Consider the following 22,330-nt stretch of genomic DNA (forward strand, 5'->3'; position numbering starts at 1 on the left):
GCATGCCCCGTTTTCTTGCCGCCCTGCTGGTGCTGGGCCTGGCCTTCAACGCCCACGCGGACAGCTATATCACCCGCCTGCTGAACAAACCCGTGCCCGGTGGCGTGGCCGTGGTCGATCTCGGACCCGCGGCCCAGGCGCCCAAGGCCAGCTACCAGGGCAAACCGGTGCTGGTGGTCAAGGAGCAGAACAACTGGCTGGCGATCGTCGGTATCCCGCTGACCGTCAAACCCGGCAGCCAGCAGATCAGTTCGGGCGATCGCAACCTCGACTTCAGGGTCGGCCCCAAGAAGTATCAGGAACAGCACATCACCCTGAAAAACAAACGCCAGGTCAATCCGAATCCCGAAGACGTCAAACGCATCGATGCCGAAGTGGTCGCACAACTGGCGGCCTATCGCACCTTCAGTCCCGTGTTCCCGAGCAACCTGCTGCTGGACAAACCCGTGAACGGCCCGCTGTCGAGCAAGTTCGGCGTGCGGCGTTTCTTCAATGGCGAAGAACGCAACCCACACGCGGGACTGGATTTCGCCGTGCCCACCGGCACGCCGATCAAGGCACCGGCCGCCGGCAAGGTGATCCTGACCGGCAACTACTTCTTCAATGGCAACACCGTGTTCGTCGATCATGGCCAGGGTTTTATCAGCATGTTCTGTCATCTTTCCAGGATCGATGTCAAAGCAGGCCAGTCACTGGCACGCGGCGCGGTGGTCGGCCTGGTCGGTGCGACCGGGCGGGCGACAGGGCCGCATCTGCACTGGAATATCAGCCTCAATGAAACACGGGTCGATCCGGCGATCTTTATCGGCGCGTTCCAGCCCTGATCCCAAGGACACCACGCCCCCTTGTAGGAGCTGGCTTGCCAGCGATGAGGCCCGCAAGCCCTGCTGCGACTATTCGGACGCCATCGCCAGCAAGCCGGCTCCCACAGATCGGGGCCTCACCGCAGAATATCAGCGTCTCCAGGACTTTGTAGGAGCTGGCTTGCCGGCTCCCACAAGGAGCGCACTCGCCGCGCAGACCGGCATCGCGACCAGCAGCACCGCCAGGAAAGATTGCGCAGCGCCAAAATAGTGCGCAATTGTTCTAGACTTTCCGCCACTCACGCAAAATAAAATCTCGTATAAGCCAATTTTACGGGTATTCCTCTCAATTTTTCCCACAGGCTTGCCATCTTTCACCCCAGTGGTTAGGGTTGAAAGCATGAAAACTTCCCACACCCTCATTCAGCGCCGTCAACACCGCAGCCTCTGCCTCGTCAGTGCACGACTGCCGGGCTGAATCGCGGTGCCTCATCCCCAGGTTTCTCCCTGACAACGTTTTACCGGCTGGCCGCCTCTTTTCGGCCCTGACCACAAGGAATTTCTCCATGAGCATGCTCAAAGACCCGTCTTCGAAGTACCGCGCATTTCCGACCATCGATCTGCCCGATCGCACCTGGCCATCGAAAACCATCACCAGCGTGCCGATCTGGTGCAGCTCCGACCTGCGCGACGGCAACCAGTCGCTGATCGAACCGATGGACGCGGTGAAAAAGCTGCGTTTCTGGAAAACCCTGGTCAGTGTCGGCGTCAAGGAAATCGAAGCGTCCTTCCCGGCCGCTTCGCAAACCGACTTCGACTTCGTCCGGACGCTGATCGAAGAAGGCCATATCCCCGACGACACCACCATCCAGGTGCTGACCCAGGCCCGTGAAGACCTCATCGCCCGCACCTTCGAATCCCTGCGCGGCGCGAAGAAAGCCATCGTGCACCTCTACAACGCCACCAGCCCGTCGTTCCGCCGCATCGTCTTCAACCAGGACAAGCAGGGCGTGAAGGACATCGCGGTGAACGCAGCCAAGCTGTTCGTCAAATATGCCGCCCAGCAGCCGGAAACCCAGTGGCAGTTCGAGTACTCGCCGGAAACTTTCAGCGCCACCGAGCTGGAGTTCGCCAAGGAAGTCTGTGACGCGGTGATCGAAGTCTGGAACCCGACGCCCGAGCACAAGGTGATCCTCAACCTGCCCGCGACCGTCGAATGCGCCACACCGAACATCTATGCCGACCAGATCGAGTGGTTCGGTCGTCATATCAACCGCCGTGACAGCGTGATCATCAGCCTGCACACCCACAACGACCGTGGCACCGGCGTGGCCGCCACCGAGCTGGGCCTGATGGCCGGCGCCGACCGTGTCGAAGGCTGCCTGTTCGGCAACGGCGAGCGTACCGGTAACGTCGACCTGGTGACCGTGGCCCTGAACATGTACACCCAGGGTCTCGACCCCAAGCTGGACTTCTCCGATATCGATGGCGTGCGCAAGGTGGTCGAGGAGTGCAACCAGATCCAGGTGCACCCGCGTCATCCGTATGTCGGCGACCTGGTTCACACCGCTTTCTCCGGCTCCCACCAGGACGCGATCCGCAAGGGCTTCGCCCAGCAGAAATCCGACGGACTGTGGGAAGTGCCCTACCTGCCGATCGACCCGGCCGACATCGGTCGCAGCTACGAGGCGGTGATCCGCGTCAACAGTCAGTCGGGCAAGGGCGGTATCGCCTATCTGCTGGAACAGGAATACGGCATCAGCCTGCCACGTCGCATGCAGATCGAGTTCAGCCAGGTGGTCCAGCGCGAAACCGACCGTCTCGGCCTGGAGATGACCGCACAGCAGATCCATGCCCTGCTCCACAGCGAGTACCTGCAGGCCAACACCCCGTACGCGCTGGTCAGCCATCGCCTGCAGGAAGAGAACGGTCACAGCGCAGTTGAAGTGGAAGTCTCCGGCAAGGGCCAGGGCGAAACCAACCTGCACTGGCGCGGCAAGGGCAACGGCGCCTTGGAAGCCCTGGTGGCCGGCCTGCCGGTTCCGGTGGAAATCATGGACTACAACGAGCACGCCATCGGGGCCGGGACCAATGCCAAGGCAGCGGCCTATATCGAGCTGCGAGTGAACGGCGAACGTGCGGTGCACGGCGTGGGTATCGATGAAAACATCACCACCGCCAGCTTCAAGGCCCTGTTCAGCGCGCTGAACCGCTCGCTGAGCCAGGTGGATGCCACCAAGGCGGCATAAGCGTCGACTGCAATGAAAAGGCCCCGGTGGTGAAAACCCCGGGGCTTTTTTGTGCGTTCGAGTATGCCATCGCCAGCAAGCCGGCTCCCACAGGTCGGGGCCTCGACGCAGAATATCAGCGTCTCCAGGACTTTGTAGGAGCTGGCTTGCCGGCGATGAGGCCCGCAAGCCTTGCTGCGACTATTCGGACGCCATCGCCGGCAAGCCGGCTCCCACAGGAGAGCATGCCAAACCGCAGATCAGCGTGCGCCACAAATGCCTTGTGGGAGCCGGCTTGCCGGCGATGAACGATAACGCGGCGTTACTGATTCAACACAAAGGTATCAGCATCCAGGTTGGCCGGAAAACGCTCGCGATAGGCAGCCAGCTCCGCCGCGCTCAGGGTCACCTGGAAGACCCCGTCGGCCTCCCCGGTCCCCAGCAACGACTCACCCTGGAAGTCCAGCACCTGGCTGTCGCCGGTGTAGGCGAAACCCTTGCCATCGGTGCCGATGCGATTCACGGCCGCCACGTAGCACAGGTTCTCGATCGCCCGGGCCGGCAGCAGGCGGTTCCAGTGCAAACGCCGCGCCCCCGGCCAGTTCGCGGTGTAGAGCAGCAGGTCGGTGTCCTGGGCGTCGCGGCTCCAGACTGGGAAACGCAGGTCATAGCAGATCAGCGGGCGTACCCGCCATCCCTTGAGCTCGAACTGCACCTGGCGCTCGCCCGGAGTGTAATGATTGTGCTCGCCCGCCATGCGGAACAGGTGGCGCTTGTCATAGTGCAGCACCTCACCATCCGGCCGCGCCCACAGCAGACGATTGCGGTGGCTGCCATCGGCGGCGCGGATAATCACGCTGCCGGTGATCACCGCACCGAGCTTTTGCGCCTGCTCGCGCAGCCAGTGGCTGGTCGGACCGTTTTCGGCTTCGGCCAGGGTCTGCGATTCCATGGAAAAGCCGGTGGTGAACATCTCCGGCAGGATCACCAGGTCAGCCCCCGCCGCCTGCTCCAGCAGCAGCTCAAAATGTTCGAGGTTGGCCTGGCGGTCGTGCCAGGCCAGGGTGGTCTGCACCAGCGCCACGTTCAGATCAGGCAATCGGCTCAAATCACGCATAACTTCTCCGCGGCTTCACGCAACGTCTCCTCGCGCTTGGCAAAACACAGACGGACCAGGCGCTGGCCTTCCGGCGGGTTCTGGTAGAACACCGAGACCGGAATCGCCGCCACGCCATGCTCGCGGGTCATCCACACCGCCATGTCGACATCGTTCAGGTCCGGGCGAATCCGTGAGTAGTCGACCAGTTGGAAGTAGGTCCCCGCCACCCGCTTGAAGCTGAACCGCGACTGACTGAGCAGATCGCAGAACAGGTCGCGCTTGCCCTGATAGAACGCCGGCAATTGCTCGACATGCTCGGGATGCGCCTCCATGTAGTCGGCCAGGGCATATTGCAGCGGGGTCACGCCACAGAAGCTGACGTACTGGTGCACCTTGCGCAGTTCGGCGGTCAGCGCCGGCGGTGCGATCACGTAGCCGGTCTTCCAGCCGGTGACATGGTAGGTCTTGCCGAACGAACTGACGACAAAGGCGCGCTGATACAACGCCTCATGGGCCAGCACGCTGGCGTGGGGCACGCCGTCATAGACCAGGTGCTCGTAGACCTCGTCGCTGACCACGTAGATATCCCGGTCGGCGATCAGCGCCGCCAGTTGATCCAGTTCGCCATGGCTGATCAGCGCCCCGCTCGGGTTGTGCGGGGTGTTGAGGATGATCATCCGGGTCCGCGGGCTGAGGGCATCGCGGAGTTTCTGCCAGTCGATGGCGAAGTCGTCGAGGCCCAGTTGCACGTGGATGCAACGACCTCCGGCCAACTCCACCGAAGGTTCATAGCTGTCATAGCTGGGGTCGAAGACGATGACTTCATCGCCCGGATGAATCACCGCCTGGATCGCACAGAAAATGCCCTGGGTCGCGCCGGGGGTGATGGTCACTTCCGCGTCGGCGTTCACATGGACGCCATAGCTGTTGAAGACCTTCGCCGCCACCTGCTGACGCAGGGCCGGCAGGCCGGTCATCGGCGCATACTGGTTGTGGCCACTGGCGATATGCCGGCCAACCGCATCGCGCAGGGCTTGCGGTCCATCAAAGTCAGGGAAGCCCTGGGACAGGTTCAGCGCGCCGGTTTCCACCGCGAGCTGGGACATCCGGGTAAAGATAGTGGTGCCGACATTCGGCAGCTTGCTGGTGATCATGGGGCCGTTTTCCCTGCTGAACACCCGGCTCTACGACGGCACGGGAGGCTTCGAGGATAACGTATCCGCCAGGCATGAAAAAGGGCGCCATGGGCGCCCTTTCGCAGGTCCGCAATCAGCGCTTGTCGCGGCGCTTCTTGTCGGCTTTCTTGTGGTGCGACATCAAACGACGCTTCTTGTTGACCTGGCGGTCGGTCAGCGTGTTCTTGTTGCCTTCGTACGGGTTCTCGCCACCTTTGAACTCGATGCGGATCGGCGTACCGACCAGCTTCAGGACACGGCGGTAAGTGTTTTCCAGATAACGCACATAGGACTTCGGTACTTTCTCGACCTGGTTGCCGTGGATCACGATCAGCGGCGGGTTGGCACCCCCCAGGTGAGCGTAGCGCAGCTTGATCCGGCGGTTGTTGACCATCGGCGGGGCGTGCTCGACCACCGCATCCTCGAGGATCTGGGTCAGGCGGCTGGTCGGCCAGCGGGTGACGGCCGACTTGAACGAGTTCTGCACCGACTGGTACAGGTTGCCCACACCCGTGCCGTGCAGGGCCGAGATGAAGTGGATGTCGGCGAAGTCAACGAAGAACAGCCGGCGCTCCAGCTCGATCTTCACGAAATCGCGTTCGCCCGGGGTCATGCCGTCCCACTTGTTCAGGGCGATGACCAGCGCGCGACCGGACTCCAGGGCGAAGCCGAGCAGGTTGAGGTCATGGTCGACCACGCCTTCGCGGGCGTCCATGACGAAGATCACGACGTTGGCGTCCTTGATCGCCTGCAGGGTTTTCACCACGGAGAACTTTTCGACTTCCTCGTGGATCTTGCCGCGCTTGCGCACACCGGCGGTGTCGATCAGCGTGTACTTTTCCTCGTTGCGTTCGAACGGGATGTAGATGCTGTCGCGGGTGGTGCCGGGCTGGTCGTAGACGATGACCCGGTCTTCACCGAGCATGCGGTTGACCAGGGTCGACTTGCCCACGTTCGGCCGACCGATAATGGCGATCTTGATGCCATCCTTCTCGCTCGGACCGGGAATGCGCTTGGCTTCTTCACCTTCGGCGACTTCCTCGGCTTCGCCGTCTTCCGGCTCTTCCTCGTCGTCTTTGGGGAAGTCGCGCAGGGCGATTTCCAGCATCTGGGTGATGCCGCGACCATGGGCGCCGGCGATCGGGATCGCGTCGCCCAGGCCCATCGGGCTGAACTCGGCGCGAGCCATGTCCGGGTCGATGTTGTCGACCTTGTTGGCAACCACGTAGGAACGCTTGTTACGCTTGCGCAGGTGCTCGCCGATCATCTGGTCGGCGGCGGTGAAGCCGGCCTTGGCATCCACCAGGAACAGCACGACATCGGCTTCTTCAATGGCCAGCAGCGATTGCTCGGCCATCTTTTCGTCCATGCCATGCTCGTCGCCGGAGATACCGCCGGTGTCGATCAGAATATAGGAGCGCCCTTGCCACTTTGCCTCACCGTACTGGCGATCACGGGTCAGACCGGACAAGTCGCCGACGATGGCGTCGCGAGTCCTGGTCAGGCGGTTGAACAAGGTGGACTTGCCGACGTTCGGTCGGCCCACCAGGGCGATTACGGGAACCATGCGGCTCTCCACTTCGTTATTTCAGAAAATACAAAAGCCGCTGCGAGGCAGCGGCTGGTGCTCGGGGCAGCACCGCGAGGTGCCGCGAACCTTGCAGAGCAAGGCCGCTTGGGGGTACCCCCAAGCATAGTCAAACCTGTTTTTTGCACCTGAAGCGACTGAACTCGATCATGCTGCGTTGAAGATCAGTTCGCAATGCTCATTGACGAACACGTCAACCCCGCTTGCTCACTGCTCTTCGCCTTGCCTGATCTTCGCTCGGCAACTTCAGGTGCTAAACACTACTTGATGGTCAGGGCTTCCAGTTTGCCGCTGTTGCCATACACGTAAATCATGTCACCCACCACCAGCGGACGGGCACGCAGACCGTCGCTGTCGATACGCTCGCGACCGACGAAACGACCATCCACCTGACTCAGCAGGTGCAGGTAGCCTTCGAAGTCGCCGACCGCCACGTAGCTGGAAAACACTTCCGGAGCCGACAGCTGGCGGCGAGCCAGGGAGTCGTTGCTCCAGATAGCGGTGGTCGAACGCTCGTCGACACCTTCCACGGTACCGGACGCCAGGGCAACGTAGACGCTGCCGAAGCCCTGGGCGACACCCGCGTAGCTGGAAGCATCACGCTGCCAGAGTACACGACCGCTTTCCAGGTCCAGTGCGGCCATGCGGCCCTGGTAGCTGGCGACATACAGGGTGCCGCCGGACAACAGCAGGCCACCGTCGATATCGACCACGCGCTCCAGTTCCGAACGACCTTGTGGAATCGCCACGCGGGTTTCCCAGGCCGGCACGCCGTTCTGGGTATCCAGGGCGACCACCTTGCCGGTCGACAGGCCCGCCACCGCGAGGTGGTTGGTCACGATCGGCGCGCCGGTACCGCGCAGGGTCAGGACCGCCGGAGTACTGTCGTACAACCAGCGCTGGTTGCCGGTGGCGGCATCGAGGCCGATCACGCGGTCATCCTGGGTCTGTACCACCACCACGTCACCATTGGTGGCCGGTGGCGCGAGGACTTCGCTGGTCACGCGGGCGCGCCATTTTTCTTCGCCGCTGCTGGAGTCCAGGGCAATGATCTCGCCCTTGAGGGTCCCCATCAGCACCAGGCCGTAGCCGACGCCGATCGCACCGGAAACCGGCAGTTCCAGGTCCTTCTTCCACTTCACGTCGCCGTTCATGCGGTCCATCGAGACCACCACGCCGGTCGCATCGGCCGCGTAGATGGTATCGCCGTCGACCGCCGGCACCAGCATGTTGTAGATTTTGCCCTGGCCATCACCGATGGAGCGGCTCCACTGCTTCTGCAGAACCACTTCTTCCTTGAAGGAAGTCAGTTCGGCCGGTGGCAGTTCTTTCTTGCTGTTGCTGCTGCAACCCGCGGCCAGAATGGCCAGAGCCAGCAATGCTGCATGTTTCCAACGGATCACGTCACGCATCCCCTTTGGCCAAGTCGTCGAGCTTGATTTGTAAGCCACCGACCGCTGCTTCATCAGACAGCGCCGCCTTGGCCTTTTGGTACGCAGCATGGGCTTCATCGGTACGCCCCAGTTGAACCAGCAGGTCCCCCTTGAGCTCTTCGCGACTGGCCAGGAACGCCTTGTCAGCATCGCCGTCGAGCAGTTTCAGTGCGTCGTCGACCTTGTTCTGTGCCGCCATGACCTGGGCCAGGCGCTGACGCGCGACTTCGCCCAGGGTGGCATTGACCGGTTTGTCGACCACGGCCTTGAGCTCGGTGGCGGCATCGTCCAGCTTGCCGGTGTCGACCGCGACCTTCGCGACGAACAGGCTGCCGTACTGCGCGTAGGCGCTGCCACCGAACTGGGTGTTGAGCTTGCCGGCCAGGTCCGCGACGCGCGCGGGATCAGGCTTGCCGTCAGGCGTCAGCGTGGACTCCAGCAACTCCTGATAGAGCACCGAGGCGCCTTGCGACTGGTTGCTCTGATATTTGTGCCATGCCTGCCAGCCGAACACCACCACCAGCGCCAACAGGCCGCCAGTGACCAGGGGTTTGCCGTTGCGCTGCCACCAGTCCTTCAACTCCGCCAGCTGATCATCTTCGGAACTCGACACCCCAATACTCCTTATTCTCTAAATCGGCTGTTTTTACAGCTTCAACCCTGCACGACGCAGGTGGACAAGTGCTCGGAAAGAGCATCCCAGGCAATGCTTTGTTGCTCGCCCTGGCCACGCAGGGGTTTGAAACCTACCACTTGCTGAGCCAATTCGTCGTCTCCGAGAATCAAGGCGTACAGCGCACCACTCTTGTCAGCTTTCTTGAACTGGCTCTTGAAGCTACCGGCGCCGGCGTTGACCTGCAAACGCAGGTTCGGCAGTTGGTCACGGACTTTCTCGCTCAGGGCCAGGGCCGCCAGCTCGGCAGCCTCGCCGAACGCGCACAGGTAGACATCGACCTGGCGGGAAATCTCTTCCGGCACCTGCTCCAGGGTTTCCAGCAGCAGGATCAGGCGCTCGATGCCCATGGCAAACCCCACGCCCGGGGTCGGCTTGCCGCCCATCTGTTCCACCAGGCCGTCATAACGACCACCGGCACACACGGTGCCCTGGGCGCCCAACTGGTCGGTGACCCATTCGAAAACGGTCTTGCTGTAGTAATCCAGGCCGCGCACCAGCTTCGGATTGATCACGTACGGAATACCCGCGGCATCCAGGCGGGCCTTGAGGCCTTCGAAATGCAGGCGGGATTCTTCGTCGAGGTAGTCGGCGAGCTTCGGCGCATCCACCAGGACCGCCTGGGTATCGGCGTTCTTGGTATCGAGCACGCGCAACGGGTTGGTCTTCAACCGGCGCTGGCTGTCTTCATCCAGCTGGTCGAGGCGGGCCGAAAGGAACTCCACCAGGGCTTCGCGATAACGACCACGGGACTCGCTGGTGCCCAGGCTGTTGAGTTCGAGCTTGACCGCGTTGCGGATGCCCAGCAGGCCCCACAGGCGCCAGGTCAGCACGATCAGTTCGGCGTCGATGTCCGGACCGTCGATATTGAAGACTTCGCAACCGATCTGGTGGAACTGGCGGTAACGGCCCTTCTGCGGGCGCTCGTGACGGAACATCGGGCCGATGTACCAGAGTTTCTGCGGCTGGCCACCACCGGTGATGCCGTGCTCCAGCACCGCCCGCACACAGGCCGCGGTGCCTTCCGGACGCAGGGTCAGGGAGTCGCCGTTGCGGTCCTCGAAGGTGTACATCTCTTTTTCGACGATGTCGGTCACTTCACCGATGGAGCGCTTGAACAGCTCGGTGAACTCGACGATCGGCATACGGATCTGCTTGTAACCGTAGTTATCCAGCAAACGCGCGACAGTGCCCTCGAAATAACGCCACAGCGGCGTCTGCTCGGGCAGGATGTCGTTCATGCCACGAATGGCTTGCAAAGACTTGCTCACAGATTTTCCTTAAATTCTTCGTTTCAGCCGCGGGCGATCAGCGCCGCGTCGGCCTCGACCTTTTCGGCCGCCTTCTGCCGGATCAGCCTTTCCAGCTCATCCACCAGGTTGTCATTCGTCAGTTTCTGCGCCGGCTTGCCGTCGATGTAGATCAGGTTCGGTGTACCGCCGGTCAGGCCGATATGGGCCTCCTTCGCTTCACCGGGACCGTTCACCACACAGCCGATCACCGCGACATCCAGCGGCACCAGCAGGTCTTCCAGGCGCCCTTCCAGCTCGTTCATGGTCTTCACCACATCGAAGTTCTGCCGCGAGCAGCTCGGGCAGGCGATGAAGTTGATCCCACGGGACCGCAGGTGCAGGGACTTGAGGATGTCGTAGCCGACTTTCACTTCCTCGACCGGGTCGGCCGCCAACGAGATGCGGATAGTATCGCCAATCCCTTCGGCCAGCAGCATACCGAGGCCGACCGCCGATTTCACCGTGCCCGAACGCAAACCACCGGCTTCGGTGATGCCCAGGTGCAACGGCTGGACGATTTCCTTGGCCAGCAGGCGGTAGGCTTCTACCGCCATGAACACATCGGAGGCCTTAACGCTGACCTTGAAGTCCTGGAAGTTCAGGCGCTCCAGGTGCTCGACGTGACGCAGGGCCGACTCCACCAGCGCAGCCGGGGTCGGTTCGCCGTACTTCTTCTGCAGGTCCTTTTCCAGGGAACCGGCGTTGACGCCGATACGGATCGGGATCCCGCGGTCACGGGCGGCATCGACCACCGCGCGCACGCGGTCTTCGCGACCGATGTTGCCCGGGTTGATCCGCAGGCAATCCACGCCCAGCTCAGCCACGCGCAGGGCGATCCGGTAGTCGAAATGGATGTCGGCGACCAATGGCACCTTGACCAGTTGCTTGATCCGGCCGAAGGCCTCGGCAGCGTCCATGTCCGGCACGGAAACCCGGACGATATCGACGCCCGCGGCTTCCAGGCGGTTGATCTGGGCCACGGTCGCGGCCACATCATTGGTGTCGCTGTTGGTCATGCTCTGCACCGCGATAGGCGCATCGCCGCCCACCGGCACCGAGCCGACCCAGATTTTACGCGATTCGCGACGCTTGATTGGAGATTCGCCGTGCATGACTTATTGACCTAGCTTCAGGCGAGCGGTCTCGCCACTGGTGAACGGTGCGACATCGACCGCCTGACCGTTGTACGTGATCTGTGCACCCTTGGCGTAGCCCAGGCGCACCGCGAACGGCGGCTTGCCGCTGACTTCGAGGATATCGCCCTTGCGCTTGAGGCCGCTGAACAGGACCTTGCCGCCACCGTCGGTGACCTGGGTCCAGCAATCGGCGACGAAGGTCACATGCACCTGCCCGGCACCGGCGACCGGTGCGGCTGCGGCAGCGGCCGGCGCACCATTGACCGGAGCGCTCGGCGACACGGGCGAAACCGGAGCTGGCGCCGGTTGTGGTGGCACCACCAGCGACTGCGCGGCATGCGGGACCGGCACCACGGCCGGCGTGGCCGGGGCCGCTGGAGCGGATGGGGCCGAGGCTTCAGCCTGGGTTTCGGTCGAAGGCTCGCCGGGAGTCGCTTCAGGATTGGACTGGTTTTCCGCGACGGCCTGGTCTTCCGGCTCGTCGATCGGATGAATCTGGGTGGTGCCGTCGGCGCTTTCGACTTCGACGTGCTCCATGCTGATGGCTGCCTGGTCCTTGGAGCGCAGGCTGGCCTGGTCCTGCCACCAGACAAAACCGCCACCGATCACCGCAATCAGCAGCAACAGGCTGACAATCCGCAAAATGGTATGGGAAACCCGCACCGGCTCTTCGATCCGCCCCAGCGCATGCACGTTGCTGCCCTGGGAGTCGGTCCCGGTGCACTGGTCGAACTGCTGCACCAGCACGGTCTGGTCCATGCCCAGCAGCTTGGCGTAGGCCCGGATATAACCACGGGCGAAGGTATGCCCCGGCAGCTTGTCGAAGGCGCCGGCCTCCAGGTTACTCAACGACGTCGTGGTCAGATTGAGCTTCAGGGCCACCTCGGCCAACGTCCAACCATTGCTTTCGCGGGCCTGACGCAGGGTCTCACCGGGGTTTACGCGAGTCGCTGCTACAACTTCTGGATGCGCCGCTTTCATCATTGCTCCGACAGGTATTGCTGATATTCCGGCGTACCGGGATAGAGTCGTTTTAATTGCAGGCCGTAACTGGCGACCTTGTCGCGATCTTCGTAAATCTTCGCCAGTCGAATACCGAGCAACAGACTACGTGCATTCTGCTCGCTCAGCAGGCTAAAGCGATCGTAATAATCGCGTGCGGGCACATAATGCCTGTCTTCGTAAGACAACTCAGCCATTTCCAGCAAGGCGCGTGGCTGTTGTCGGTTCAGGCGCAGGGATTTTTCCAGGTTCTGCCGTGCGTCGTCGCGATTGCCGAGGGCCAGGGCGGTCAGGCCAAGGTTCTCGTAGACCCGCGAACGCTCGGGATACAGGCTGTCGGCCGCCGCCTGCTCGAAACGCTGGTAAGCGTCCTTGTACTGCTTGCGCTCGTACAGGAAGCCACCGTAGTTGTTGAGGATCCGCGCATCGCCCGGACGGGACGACAGTGCCTTGCGGAAATGCTGGTCCGCCAGGTCCCACTCCATCTCGGCCTGGAACACCAGCGCCAGGGCCGCGTTGGCGTCGGGATCAGAGCTGTTCAGCTCCAGGGCTTTCTTGAGCGGAACCTTGGCCTGCTCGGTCTGGCCCTGCTGCAGGTAACCGATGCCCAGTTGCACATAGGCCGTACGTGCCTCGTCACGCCCCTTGCTGGTACTCATCGGGTCGATATTGCCCGAGGAAACGCAGCCGGCCAGGAGGCCGGCAAAAAGTACAAGGAGCGCAGTGCGCACGGTCATGGAGATCCTCTCTCGGGTTCAGTTCGAAGCGCTTTTCGACATATCGGCATCGGCGCTCAGTTCACGCACCGCGATATAACGTTCGCTACGGCGGGTGCGATCCAGCACCTGCCCGACCAACTGCCCGCAGGCAGCGTCAATGTCTTCACCGCGGGTGGTACGTACCGTGACGTTGTAGCCGGCCTGGTGCAACAGATCCTGGAAACGCCGGATCGCATTGTTGCTCGGGCGCTCGTAGCCCGAATGCGGGAACGGGTTGAACGGGATCAGGTTGATCTTGCACGGCGTATCCTTGAGCAGCTCGATCATCTCGACCGCGTGCTCGACCTGGTCGTTGACATCCTTGAGCAGGGTGTACTCGACGGTCAGGACACGCTTCTCGCCGAGGGTCGCCATATAGCGACGGCACGATTCGAGCAGCATCTTAAGCGGATACTTCTTGTTGATCGGCACCAATTGGTTACGCAATGCGTCATTCGGTGCGTGCAGCGACAACGCCAGGGAGACGTCGATATGCTCGGCCAGCACATCGATCATCGGCACCACGCCGGAAGTCGACAGGGTCACGCGGCGCTTGGAGATGCCGTAGCCCAGGTCGTCCATCATCAGGCGCATGGCGGCGATGACGTTGTCGAAGTTGAGCAGCGGCTCGCCCATGCCCATCATCACCACGTTGGTGATGGCACGGTCGATGGTGGCCGGGACGCTGCCAAAGGATTTGTTGGCAATCCACACCTGGCCGATGACTTCGGCGGCAGTGAGGTTGCTGTTGAAGCCTTGCTTGCCGGTGGAGCAGAAACTGCAATCCAGGGCACAGCCTGCCTGGGACGAAACGCACAAGGTGCCGCGTTTGCCCTGGGGAATGTAGACGGTCTCGACGCAGCTGCCGGACGCCACGCGCACCACCCACTTGCGGGTGCCGTCGGTGGAAATGTCCTCGCTGACGATTTCAGGACCGCGAACCTCGGCTACGGTCTTGAGCTTTTCGCGCAAGGCCTTGCTGACGTTCGTCATGGCGTCGAAATCATCGACGCCAAAGTGGTGAATCCACTTCATGACCTGACCGGCACGGAAACGCTTCTCCCCGATTGAGTCGAAGAATTTTTCCATTTCCGGTTGAGTCAGACCCAACAGGTTTGTTTTGCCGATTGATACAGTCATGGATTCACCCTCACTCCCAAGCTTTTGCTTAGCGAGTGGTTACTTCGGTAGCTGCGAAGAAGTACGAGATTTCGCGAGCGGCAGCGGCTTCGGAGTCCGAACCGTGTACAGCGTTGGCGTCGATGGAATCGGCGAAGTCAGCACGGATGGTGCCGGCAGCCGCTTCCTTAGGGTTGGTGGCGCCCATCAGCTCACGGTTCAGAGCGATAGCGTTTTCGCCTTCCAGAACCTGGACAACGACAGGACCGGAGATCATGAAGGCAACCAGGTCGCCGAAGAAACCACGAGCGCTGTGCTCAGCGTAGAAGCCTTCGGCTTCGGCCTTGGACAGTTGCTTCAGTTTCGAAGCGACAACGCGCAGGCCGGCTTTTTCGAAACGGGTGGTGATCTCGCCGATAACGTTTTTTGCAACAGCGTCAGGCTTGATGATGGAGAAAGTGCGTTGAACAGCCATGGTGTAACTCCAGAAACGATAATTTGCGAAAAATTAAACCCGCGAATTATACGCGGGTTCTTGGGTATTGCCTAACTCAGGTATTGCCTGCAGCCAGGGATCAGTCGCGTTCTTCGATCCAGTGGGCCTGAATGGCCTCCAGGATCTTCTCGCCACAGTGTTCCGGTTTGTCGTCGAACTCCGGCAGTTCCATGACCCACTTGCGCAGATCGACGAAATTCACCGACATCGGATCGACATCCGGCTTGCTTTCAGCCAGCTGGATCGCGATTTCCAGCACATCAGTCCACTTCAGACTCATGATAGTTCCTCGAATCAGTGTGGCGCTTCCGCGGCATGGTTGAGCGAATACTTTGGAATCTCGACGGTCAGGTCTTCGGTGCCGACAATCGCCTGGCAACCCAGGCGTGACTGCGCTTCCAGGCCCCAGGCCCGATCCAGGAAATCTTCTTCCAGCTCATCGGCCTCTTCCAGCGAATCGAAGCCTTCGCGAATGATGCAATGACAGGTGGTGCAGGCGCAGACGCCGCCACAGGCGCTTTCCATCTCGATATGGTGCTCATGCGCCAGATCGAGGATCGAAGTGCCGGGCTCAGCCTCTACTACCATCCCTTCCGGGCAGAACTTCTCGTGGGGCAGAAAAATGACCTGCGGCATCGTTATTCCTCAATCTCATTCAGGTTGCGTCCCGCCAGGGCGGCTTTCACCGTCGAATCCAGGCGGCGGGCGGCAAAGGCATCGGTCACTTGCGACAGACGCTTGGTCTGTTGCTCGATGGCATAACCATCGGTGCCTTTCATCAATTCACTCAATTCCTGCATCTGCAATTCGATGACCATGCGCTCCTCGGCATCGAGCAGGCGTTCGCCGTCGGCCTCGAGGGCGCCCTGCACCGCTTCGATCAGGCGTTGCGCATCGACCTGCTGCTCGCGCAACACGCGGGCAACCTTGTCATCACCGGCATACTGGAACGAGTCCTTGAGCATGCGGGCGATTTCACCGTCGGTCAGGCCATAGGACGGCTTGACCTGGATACTCGACTCGACGCCCGAACCCAGCTCGCGGGCCGTGACATTGAGCAGGCCGTCGGCATCGACCTGGAAGGTCACGCGGATCTTCGCCGCGCCGGCAACCATCGCCGGAATGCCCCGCAGTTCGAAGCGCGCCAGGGAGCGGCAGTCGCTGATCAGTTCACGCTCGCCTTGCAGCACGTGAATCGCCATGGCCGACTGGCCGTCCTTGTAGGTGGTGAAATCCTGGGCGCGGGCGACGGGAATGGTGGTGTTGCGCGGAATCACCTTCTCCATCAGCCCACCCATGGTTTCGAGACCAAGGGACAGCGGAATCACATCGAGCAGCAGCAGTTCGCCACCGTCGCGCTTGTTGCCGGCCAGGGTATCGGCCTGGATGGCGGCACCGATGGCCACCACCTGATCCGGATCGATTTCGGTCAACGGCTGGCGACCGAACATCTCGGCGACGGCCTCGCGCACACGGGGCACACGGGTCGAACCGCCGACCATGACCACCGCGTGCACGTCTTCAAGCTCGACATTCGAGTCCCGCACCGCACGCCGGCAGGCCTTGAGGCTGCGGGCGATCATCGGCTCGATCAGGGCATCAAACGTTTCACGGGTCAGCTGGGCACGCCAGTCGCCATGGACCACCTCGACCGAGTCAGCGTCGGTCAACGCTTCCTTGGCCGCGCAGGCCGCCTGCAACAGGCTGCGCTGGGCACCCGGATCGAGGTCGGCGGACAAGCCGGCCTGCTCGATGATCCAGCCGGCAATCGCGTGATCGAAGTCATCGCCGCCCAGGGCGCTGTCGCCACCGGTGGCCAGGACCTCGAAGACCCCGCCGGTCAGGCGCAGGATAGAGATGTCGAAAGTACCGCCGCCCAGGTCGTAGATCGCGACCAGGCCTTCGGCGTGCTGGTCCAGGCCATAGGCCACGGCCGCGGCGGTCGGTTCGTTGAGCAGGCGCAGGACGTTCAGGCCGGCCAGCCGGGCCGCGTCCTTGGTCGCCTGGCGCTGGGCATCGTCGAAATAGGCCGGCACGGTGATCACCGCCCCGACCAGTTCACCCCCCAGGGCTGCCTCGGCGCGCTGACGCAGCACCTTGAGGATATCGGCGGAGACTTCGACCGGGCTTTTCGGACCCTGCACGGTATCGATGAACGGCATGTGCGACTCACCGCCGACAAAGCGGTAAGGCAGTTGCTCGCCCAGTTGCTTGACGTCCGCCAGGCCACGGCCCATCAGGCGCTTCACCGACAGCACGGTATTGAGCGGATCACTGGCGGCCGCCAGCTTGGCCGACTGGCCGACCTCGATACGGTCGGCGTGGTAGCGCACCGCGGACGGCAGGATCACCTGCCCGTCAGCATCGGCCAGGGGCTCGGAAAGACCACTGCGCAATGCAGCGACCAGCGAATTGGTAGTACCCAAGTCAATCCCGACCGCCAGGCGACGCTGGTGCGGTTGGGGACTTTGGCCGGGTTCGGCGATCTGCAGTAGGGCCATCGTTATCTGGACTTATCTGAATATCAGGCGTGCGACCGGAGCGGCACTGGGTTAATCGTCGAGGCGCTCTTCTAACTGGCGCACTTCGTAGGTGAGCTTGTCGAGGAACTGCATGCGCCGCATCAGGCGCTCGGCCTGTTCACGTTGCGCGGCATCGTTCCAGCAGGCTGCGAAGCTGTCGTTCAGTTCATCCTGGGCCGTTTTCAGGCGTCGCTTGAACGCGGCGATGCCCGGCAGGTCGGCATCGTCCTGCAGGTCTTCGAGCTCTTCGCGCCATTGCATCTGCTGCATCAGGAAGTCCGGATCATGCACCGTGACTTCCAATGGCAGCTCGCGACCGCCCATGGCGAGCAGATAGCGCGCACGCTTGGGAGGGCTCTTGAGCGTCTGGTAGGCCTCGTTGAGGCTCGCGGATTGCTCCAGGGCCAGCCGTTGCTCACGCTCGGAAGCGTCGGCAAAGCGGTCCGGATGAACGGCGCGCGCCAACTCTCGGTAGCGCGCGGCCAACTGTTCGAGGTCCAGCGTGAAGCTCGGCTGCAACTCGAATAAAGCGAAATGACAAGGAGTACCCACGAATAGCCTCAGATGTTGAAGCTTTCGCCGCAGCCACACTCACCGCGTACGTTGGGGTTGTTGAACTTGAAGCCTTCGTTCAACCCTTCCTTGACGAAATCCAGCTCGGTGCCGTCCAGGTAGGTGAGGCTTTTCGGGTCGATGATCACTTTCTCGCCGTGACTCTCGAACACCTGATCTTCCGCCACCACCTCGTCGACGAACTCCAGCACATAGGCAAGGCCGGAACAGCCTGTGGTGCGAACACCCAGACGAATCCCTTCACCTTTGCCGCGCCCGTCAAGGGAGCGTCGCACGTGTCGAGCAGCCGCTTCTGTCATGCTGATAGCCATCGTGACTCCTTACTAATCGCTTGAACGCCGGATCGTTTAGATCAGGCCTTTCTTCTGCTTGTAATCGCGAACGGCGGCCTTGATGGCGTCTTCGGCGAGTACCGAGCAGTGGATCTTCACTGGCGGCAGGGCCAGTTCTTCGGCCAGCTGAGTGTTCTTGATGGTCTCTGCTTCATCCAGAGTCTTGCCTTTCATCCACTCGGTCGCCAGGGAGCTGGAGGCGATGGCCGAACCGCAACCGTAGGTCTTGAACTTGGCGTCTTCGATGATGCCCTGTTCGTTGACCTTGATCTGCAGACGCATCACGTCGCCGCACGCCGGAGCCCCGACCATGCCGGTACCGACATCCGGGTCCTCGGCATTCATCTTGCCGACGTTACGCGGGTTTTCGTAGTGGTCGATGACCTTTTCGCTGTAAGCCATGGTACTTAATCCTCACTCATCAGGGCCGCTCTTGAGACCCTGCAGTTCCGCTTGCGTCAGTCGCCGCGTCGCTACAGGACCTGTATCCGGCGGCTTCTATAGTTAGTGTGCCGCCCACTCGATCTTCGAGATATCGACGCCATCTTTGAACATGTCCCACAGCGGCGACAGGGCGCGCAGCTTGGTCACGGCCTCGCAGACTTTCTGCGCGGCGTAATCGATTTCTTCTTCGGTGGTGAAGCGACCGAAGGTGAAGCGGATCGAGCTGTGTGCCAGTTCGTCGTTGCGGCCCAGGGCGCGCAGTACGTACGAAGGCTCCAGCGAAGCCGAGGTGCAGGCGGAACCGGAGGAAACCGCCAGGTCCTTGAGTGCCATGATCAGCGACTCGCCTTCGACGTAGTTGAAGCTCAGGTTCAGGTTGTGCGGTACGCGGGCGGTCATGCTGCCGTTGATGTACAGCTCTTCCAGGTGCTCGACCTGCTTGTAGAAGCGGTCGCTCAGGGCCTTGATGCGCACGTTCTCGGCAGCCATGTCTTCCTTGGCCACGCGGAAGGCTTCACCCATGCCGACGATCTGGTGGGTCGCCAGGGTACCGGAACGCATGCCGCGCTCGTGACCGCCGCCGTGCATGGTCGCCTCGAGGCGCACCCGCGGCTTGCGGCTGACGTACAGCGCGCCGATGCCTTTGGGACCGTAGGTCTTGTGGGCCGAGAAGGACATCAGGTCGACTTTCAGCTTCTGCAGGTCGATATCGACCTTGCCGGTCGACTGGGCTGCGTCAACATGGAACAGCACGCCGCGCGAGCGGGTCAGCTCACCGATGGCGGCGATGTCGTTGACGGTGCCGATCTCGTTGTTCACGTGCATGATCGAAACCAGGATGGTGTCGTCGCGCAGGGCGGCTTCGACCATGGCCGGGGTGATCAGGCCGTCTTCGCCAGGCTCGATATAGGTGACTTCGAAACCTTCACGCTCCAGTTGGCGCGTGGTGTCGAGGACCGCCTTGTGCTCGATCTTGCTGGTGATCAGGTGCTTGCCCTTGGTGTGGTAGAAATGCGCGACACCCTTGATCGCCAGGTTGTCGGACTCGGTGGCACCGGAGGTCCAGACGATTTCACGCGGGTCGGCATTGACCAGGTCGGCGACCTGGCGGCGGGCGTTCTCGACCGACTCCTCGGCCTTCCAGCCGAAGACGTGGGAACGCGAGGCCGGGTTACCGAAGTTTCCGTCGACCAGCAGGCATTCACTCATTTTCTGCGCGACACGCGGATCAACCGGGGTGGTCGCTGAGTAATCAAGGTAAATCGGCAATTTCATGGACTATCTCCTAAATCAGGCTGGCTGGCGCACCGCGGGCTCTTTGGCTGTCATTCGACGGCGGACGCTTCGATCTTATCCAGGCGTGGCGCCTTGCCATTACAGCGGCGCTGATCCTGACGCTGGGCGACTTCTTGTACCTCACGGCGAGTCACAAGGTCCGCCAAGCTGATACCACTGAGAAATTCGTGGATCTGCAGGCTGAGGTCGCACCACAGGTGGTGGGTCAGGCAAGTGTCGCCGGAATGGCAATCACCGAGCCCCTGGCACTTGGTGGCGTCGACCGATTCATTCACCGCGTCGATCACCTGGGCGACCTGGATCCCCTGCATGTCGCGCGACAGCTGATAGCCGCCACCCGGACCACGGACACTCGACACCAGGTTGCTGCGACGCAATTTGGCGAAAAGCTGTTCGAGGTAGGACAGGGAGATGCCTTGGCGCTCGGAGATATCGGCCAGGGACACCGGCCCGTGTTGCGCGTGCAACGCCAGATCGAGCATGGCGGTCACCGCGTATCGGCCTTTTGTAGTCAGTCGCATGGACAATTACCACGGAGTTACGGAATGAGGACGAGTATGCTATTCCCGAGTATTTAAGTCAACTATAAGACCTAGTACTTTAGTCGGGATTACCCGTAAAAGAGCGCGCGCATTGTAGCAAAGTCACAAGCGTAATGGCATCGCGCTAGACCGATGGTTTTTGTCGTCCTTGAAATGCTTCGCGGGCAAGCCTGCTCCCACAGGGCTCGATGCAGCCCTGACCTTGTGGGAGCGGGCTTGCCCGCGAAGAGGCCGGCAAACCCGACGCAGATCAGCCTGCCTTGACCTCGCCCTCGTCCTTCACTTCGACAAAGCCTTCACAGTGCAACTCCGGCAGATCCTTGGCGCAGTAGTTGCTGCCCAGGTCCTTCAGCGCACCGCACATGCCTTCCAGGCGCCCATCGACCGCCTGCAGGTGATCGAGCATCTGGCCGATGGCCCGCGCCACCGGATCCGGCATGTCTTCGCTGACGCCATAGGCATCGAAGCCCAGCTTCTCGGCCATCGCCTTGCGCTTGGCCTCCTGCTGATCGTCGGACTTCATGATGATCCGCCCCGGAATCCCCACCACCGTCGCCCCTGGCGGAACCGCCTTGGTCACCACCGCATTGGAACCGACCTTGGCCCCGGCACCGACCGTGAACGGCCCCAGCACCTTGGCGCCGGCGCCGACCACCACGCCGTCTTCCAGGGTCGGATGGCGCTTGCCCTTGTTCCAGCTGGTACCGCCCAGGGTCACCCCCTGGTAGAGGGTCACATCATTGCCGATCTCGGCGGTTTCACCGATCACGATACCCATGCCGTGATCGATGAAGAAACGCCGCCCGACCTTGGCGCCCGGATGGATCTCGATACCGGTCAACCAGCGGCCGAAGTTCGACACCACCCGCGCCAGCCACTTCCAGCCCATTCCCCACAGCGAATGACTCAGGCGATGCAGCCAGATGGCGTGCATGCCGGGGTAGCAGGTCAGGACTTCAAAGGCATTGCGCGCCGCCGGGTCACGATGGAATACGCTCTGGATATCTTCACGCAAACGCTCGAACATCATTAATCCTTCCGCTTAAGAAGCTCGCCACGGGCCGCTTTCTGGGTTTCCGTGAGGATGCCACGCAATATATTCATTTCCGCCCGGCTGACCGAGCTGCGTCCGTAAAGGCGGCGCAGGCGCGCCATGAGGTGCCGCGGCTTTTCCGGATCGAGGAACTCGATGGCCACCAGCGTCTGCTCCAGGTGCTCATAAAATCGTTCCAGTTCATCCATGGTCGCCAATTCACCACTGCGGGTGGACGCCACTTCATCCTTCTCGACCTTGTGCGGCTGGCCTTCAGCCGCCAACCAGGCCATGCGTACCTCATAACTCAACACCTGCACCGCCGCCCCGAGGTTCAGCGAACTGAATCCGGGGTCAGATGGGATATGCACGTGATAATGACATCGCTGCAGCTCGTCATTGGTCAGGCCGGAATCTTCGCGACCGAACACCAGGGCGATCTGCGCATCCTGCGCCGCCTCCTCGACCACTTTCACGCCGGACTCGCGCGGGTCCAGCAACGGCCAGGGAATCCGCCGATCCCGCGCACTGGTGCCGAACACCAGGTTGCAGCCGACCAGCGCCTCTTCCAAAGTGGCGACGACCTGGGCGTTTTCAAGGATGTCGGTGGCGCCGGAGGCACGCGCATCGGCCTCATGGGACGGAAAGATGCGCGGCTCGACCAGTATCAGGCGCGACAATCCCATGTTCTTCATGGCTCGCGCAGCCCCGCCGATATTGCCCGGATGACTGGTATTGACCAGGACGATACGAATATTTTGCAGCACGGGCAGGCGCTCTCGGACA

At 61.8% G+C, this 22,330-nt stretch carries 23 protein-coding genes; 2 read left to right on the forward strand and 21 right to left on the reverse strand.

The features are described 5' to 3' along the window. Nucleotides 1-2: 2 nt before the first annotated feature. Together ACL9RJ_RS10850 and leuA are read left to right on the forward strand one after the other, a co-directional pair. A complete protein-coding gene (locus ACL9RJ_RS10850) occupies nucleotides 3-824 on the forward strand; it encodes a peptidoglycan DD-metalloendopeptidase family protein (RefSeq protein WP_017123714.1) in 822 nt (273 codons plus the stop codon). A 545-nt stretch (nucleotides 825-1,369) separates the two neighbouring features. Further along, nucleotides 1,370-3,052 (forward strand): 2-isopropylmalate synthase, encoded by a 1,683-nt coding sequence (gene leuA, locus ACL9RJ_RS10855; protein WP_177117721.1) that lies wholly within the window; start codon nucleotides 1,370-1,372, stop codon nucleotides 3,050-3,052. Between the two features lie 301 nt (nucleotides 3,053-3,353). Here leuA and ACL9RJ_RS10860 read toward each other — a convergent pair whose 3' ends face one another. The 21 genes from ACL9RJ_RS10860 to trmJ all read right to left on the reverse strand — a co-directional run bounded on the left by ACL9RJ_RS10860 (nucleotide 3,354) and on the right by trmJ (nucleotide 22,311). Continuing rightward, nucleotides 3,354-4,148, reverse strand: coding sequence for an amidohydrolase (locus ACL9RJ_RS10860; protein WP_042934419.1), 795 nt, complete (start codon nucleotides 4,146-4,148; stop codon nucleotides 3,354-3,356). After that, entirely contained in the window at nucleotides 4,136-5,284 is a 1,149-nt protein-coding gene (locus ACL9RJ_RS10865) for a pyridoxal phosphate-dependent aminotransferase (RefSeq protein WP_017123711.1), read from the reverse strand. The genes ACL9RJ_RS10860 and ACL9RJ_RS10865 overlap by 13 nt, the downstream gene beginning before the upstream one ends. Nucleotides 5,285-5,399: 115 nt before the next feature. Next, a complete protein-coding gene (gene der, locus ACL9RJ_RS10870) occupies nucleotides 5,400-6,872 on the reverse strand; it encodes a ribosome biogenesis GTPase Der (protein ID WP_017123710.1) in 1,473 nt (490 codons plus the stop codon). A 281-nt stretch (nucleotides 6,873-7,153) separates the two neighbouring features. Then, nucleotides 7,154-8,305: an outer membrane protein assembly factor BamB gene (bamB, locus tag ACL9RJ_RS10875; protein WP_042934352.1), complete on the reverse strand. Its 1,152-nt coding sequence runs from the start codon at nucleotides 8,303-8,305 to the stop codon at nucleotides 7,154-7,156. Continuing rightward, nucleotides 8,298-8,939, reverse strand: coding sequence for a tetratricopeptide repeat protein (locus tag ACL9RJ_RS10880; RefSeq protein ID WP_017123708.1), 642 nt, complete (start codon nucleotides 8,937-8,939; stop codon nucleotides 8,298-8,300). The genes bamB and ACL9RJ_RS10880 overlap by 8 nt, the downstream gene beginning before the upstream one ends. A gap of 41 nt (nucleotides 8,940-8,980) precedes the next feature. Continuing rightward, nucleotides 8,981-10,270: a histidine--tRNA ligase gene (gene hisS / locus ACL9RJ_RS10885; RefSeq protein ID WP_017123707.1), complete on the reverse strand. Its 1,290-nt coding sequence runs from the start codon at nucleotides 10,268-10,270 to the stop codon at nucleotides 8,981-8,983. A 23-nt stretch (nucleotides 10,271-10,293) separates the two neighbouring features. Continuing rightward, entirely contained in the window at nucleotides 10,294-11,403 is a 1,110-nt protein-coding gene (ispG, locus tag ACL9RJ_RS10890; protein WP_103032810.1) for a flavodoxin-dependent (E)-4-hydroxy-3-methylbut-2-enyl-diphosphate synthase, read from the reverse strand. A gap of 3 nt (nucleotides 11,404-11,406) precedes the next feature. After that, a complete protein-coding gene (locus tag ACL9RJ_RS10895; RefSeq protein WP_177117723.1) occupies nucleotides 11,407-12,408 on the reverse strand; it encodes a RodZ domain-containing protein in 1,002 nt (333 codons plus the stop codon). Continuing rightward, nucleotides 12,408-13,166 carry a type IV pilus biogenesis/stability protein PilW gene (gene pilW / locus ACL9RJ_RS10900; protein WP_017123705.1) on the reverse strand — a complete coding sequence of 253 codons (759 nt, stop codon included), beginning with the start codon at nucleotides 13,164-13,166 and terminating at the stop codon, nucleotides 12,408-12,410. The genes ACL9RJ_RS10895 and pilW overlap by 1 nt, the downstream gene beginning before the upstream one ends. An 18-nt stretch (nucleotides 13,167-13,184) precedes the next feature. Beyond that, a complete protein-coding gene (gene rlmN / locus ACL9RJ_RS10905; protein ID WP_177084276.1) occupies nucleotides 13,185-14,327 on the reverse strand; it encodes a 23S rRNA (adenine(2503)-C(2))-methyltransferase RlmN in 1,143 nt (380 codons plus the stop codon). Between the two features lie 28 nt (nucleotides 14,328-14,355). Continuing rightward, entirely contained in the window at nucleotides 14,356-14,781 is a 426-nt protein-coding gene (ndk, locus tag ACL9RJ_RS10910) for a nucleoside-diphosphate kinase (RefSeq protein WP_007916882.1), read from the reverse strand. 100 nt (nucleotides 14,782-14,881) lie between these two features. After that, nucleotides 14,882-15,082: a Fe-S cluster assembly protein IscX gene (gene iscX, locus ACL9RJ_RS10915; protein ID WP_017123703.1), complete on the reverse strand. Its 201-nt coding sequence runs from the start codon at nucleotides 15,080-15,082 to the stop codon at nucleotides 14,882-14,884. A 14-nt stretch (nucleotides 15,083-15,096) separates the two neighbouring features. Continuing rightward, the gene (fdx, locus tag ACL9RJ_RS10920) at nucleotides 15,097-15,438 is read right to left on the reverse strand and encodes an ISC system 2Fe-2S type ferredoxin (protein ID WP_017123702.1); all 342 of its coding nucleotides are present in this window, start codon (nucleotides 15,436-15,438) and stop codon (nucleotides 15,097-15,099) included. Between the two features lie 2 nt (nucleotides 15,439-15,440). Beyond that, nucleotides 15,441-17,303, reverse strand: a complete 1,863-nt coding sequence (hscA, locus tag ACL9RJ_RS10925; protein WP_422765229.1) for a Fe-S protein assembly chaperone HscA — start codon at nucleotides 17,301-17,303, stop codon at nucleotides 15,441-15,443. Nucleotides 17,304-17,354: 51 nt separating this feature from the next. Beyond that, nucleotides 17,355-17,876, reverse strand: coding sequence for a co-chaperone HscB (hscB, locus tag ACL9RJ_RS10930; protein WP_177084272.1), 522 nt, complete (start codon nucleotides 17,874-17,876; stop codon nucleotides 17,355-17,357). An 8-nt stretch (nucleotides 17,877-17,884) separates the two neighbouring features. Further along, on the reverse strand, nucleotides 17,885-18,208 hold the full coding sequence (iscA, locus tag ACL9RJ_RS10935) for an iron-sulfur cluster assembly protein IscA (RefSeq protein ID WP_010565230.1): 324 nt from the start codon (nucleotides 18,206-18,208) through the stop codon (nucleotides 17,885-17,887). Nucleotides 18,209-18,244: 36 nt separating this feature from the next. Then, nucleotides 18,245-18,631: a Fe-S cluster assembly scaffold IscU gene (gene iscU, locus ACL9RJ_RS10940; protein ID WP_007929523.1), complete on the reverse strand. Its 387-nt coding sequence runs from the start codon at nucleotides 18,629-18,631 to the stop codon at nucleotides 18,245-18,247. A gap of 102 nt (nucleotides 18,632-18,733) precedes the next feature. Beyond that, on the reverse strand, nucleotides 18,734-19,948 hold the full coding sequence (locus tag ACL9RJ_RS10945; RefSeq protein WP_017123699.1) for an IscS subfamily cysteine desulfurase: 1,215 nt from the start codon (nucleotides 19,946-19,948) through the stop codon (nucleotides 18,734-18,736). 50 nt (nucleotides 19,949-19,998) lie between these two features. Next, entirely contained in the window at nucleotides 19,999-20,490 is a 492-nt protein-coding gene (gene iscR / locus ACL9RJ_RS10950) for a Fe-S cluster assembly transcriptional regulator IscR (protein WP_026013140.1), read from the reverse strand. Nucleotides 20,491-20,761: 271 nt separating this feature from the next. Next, entirely contained in the window at nucleotides 20,762-21,538 is a 777-nt protein-coding gene (cysE, locus tag ACL9RJ_RS10955) for a serine O-acetyltransferase (RefSeq protein WP_042934339.1), read from the reverse strand. 2 nt (nucleotides 21,539-21,540) lie between these two features. Continuing rightward, nucleotides 21,541-22,311, reverse strand: coding sequence for a tRNA (cytosine(32)/uridine(32)-2'-O)-methyltransferase TrmJ (gene trmJ / locus ACL9RJ_RS10960; RefSeq protein WP_177107924.1), 771 nt, complete (start codon nucleotides 22,309-22,311; stop codon nucleotides 21,541-21,543). Between the last annotated feature and the right edge of the window lie 19 nt (nucleotides 22,312-22,330).

The sequence above is a fragment of the Pseudomonas sp. Mn2068 genome, from assembly GCF_049319725.1.
GTDB classification, from domain to species: Bacteria; Pseudomonadota; Gammaproteobacteria; order Pseudomonadales; family Pseudomonadaceae; genus Aquipseudomonas; species Aquipseudomonas gingeri.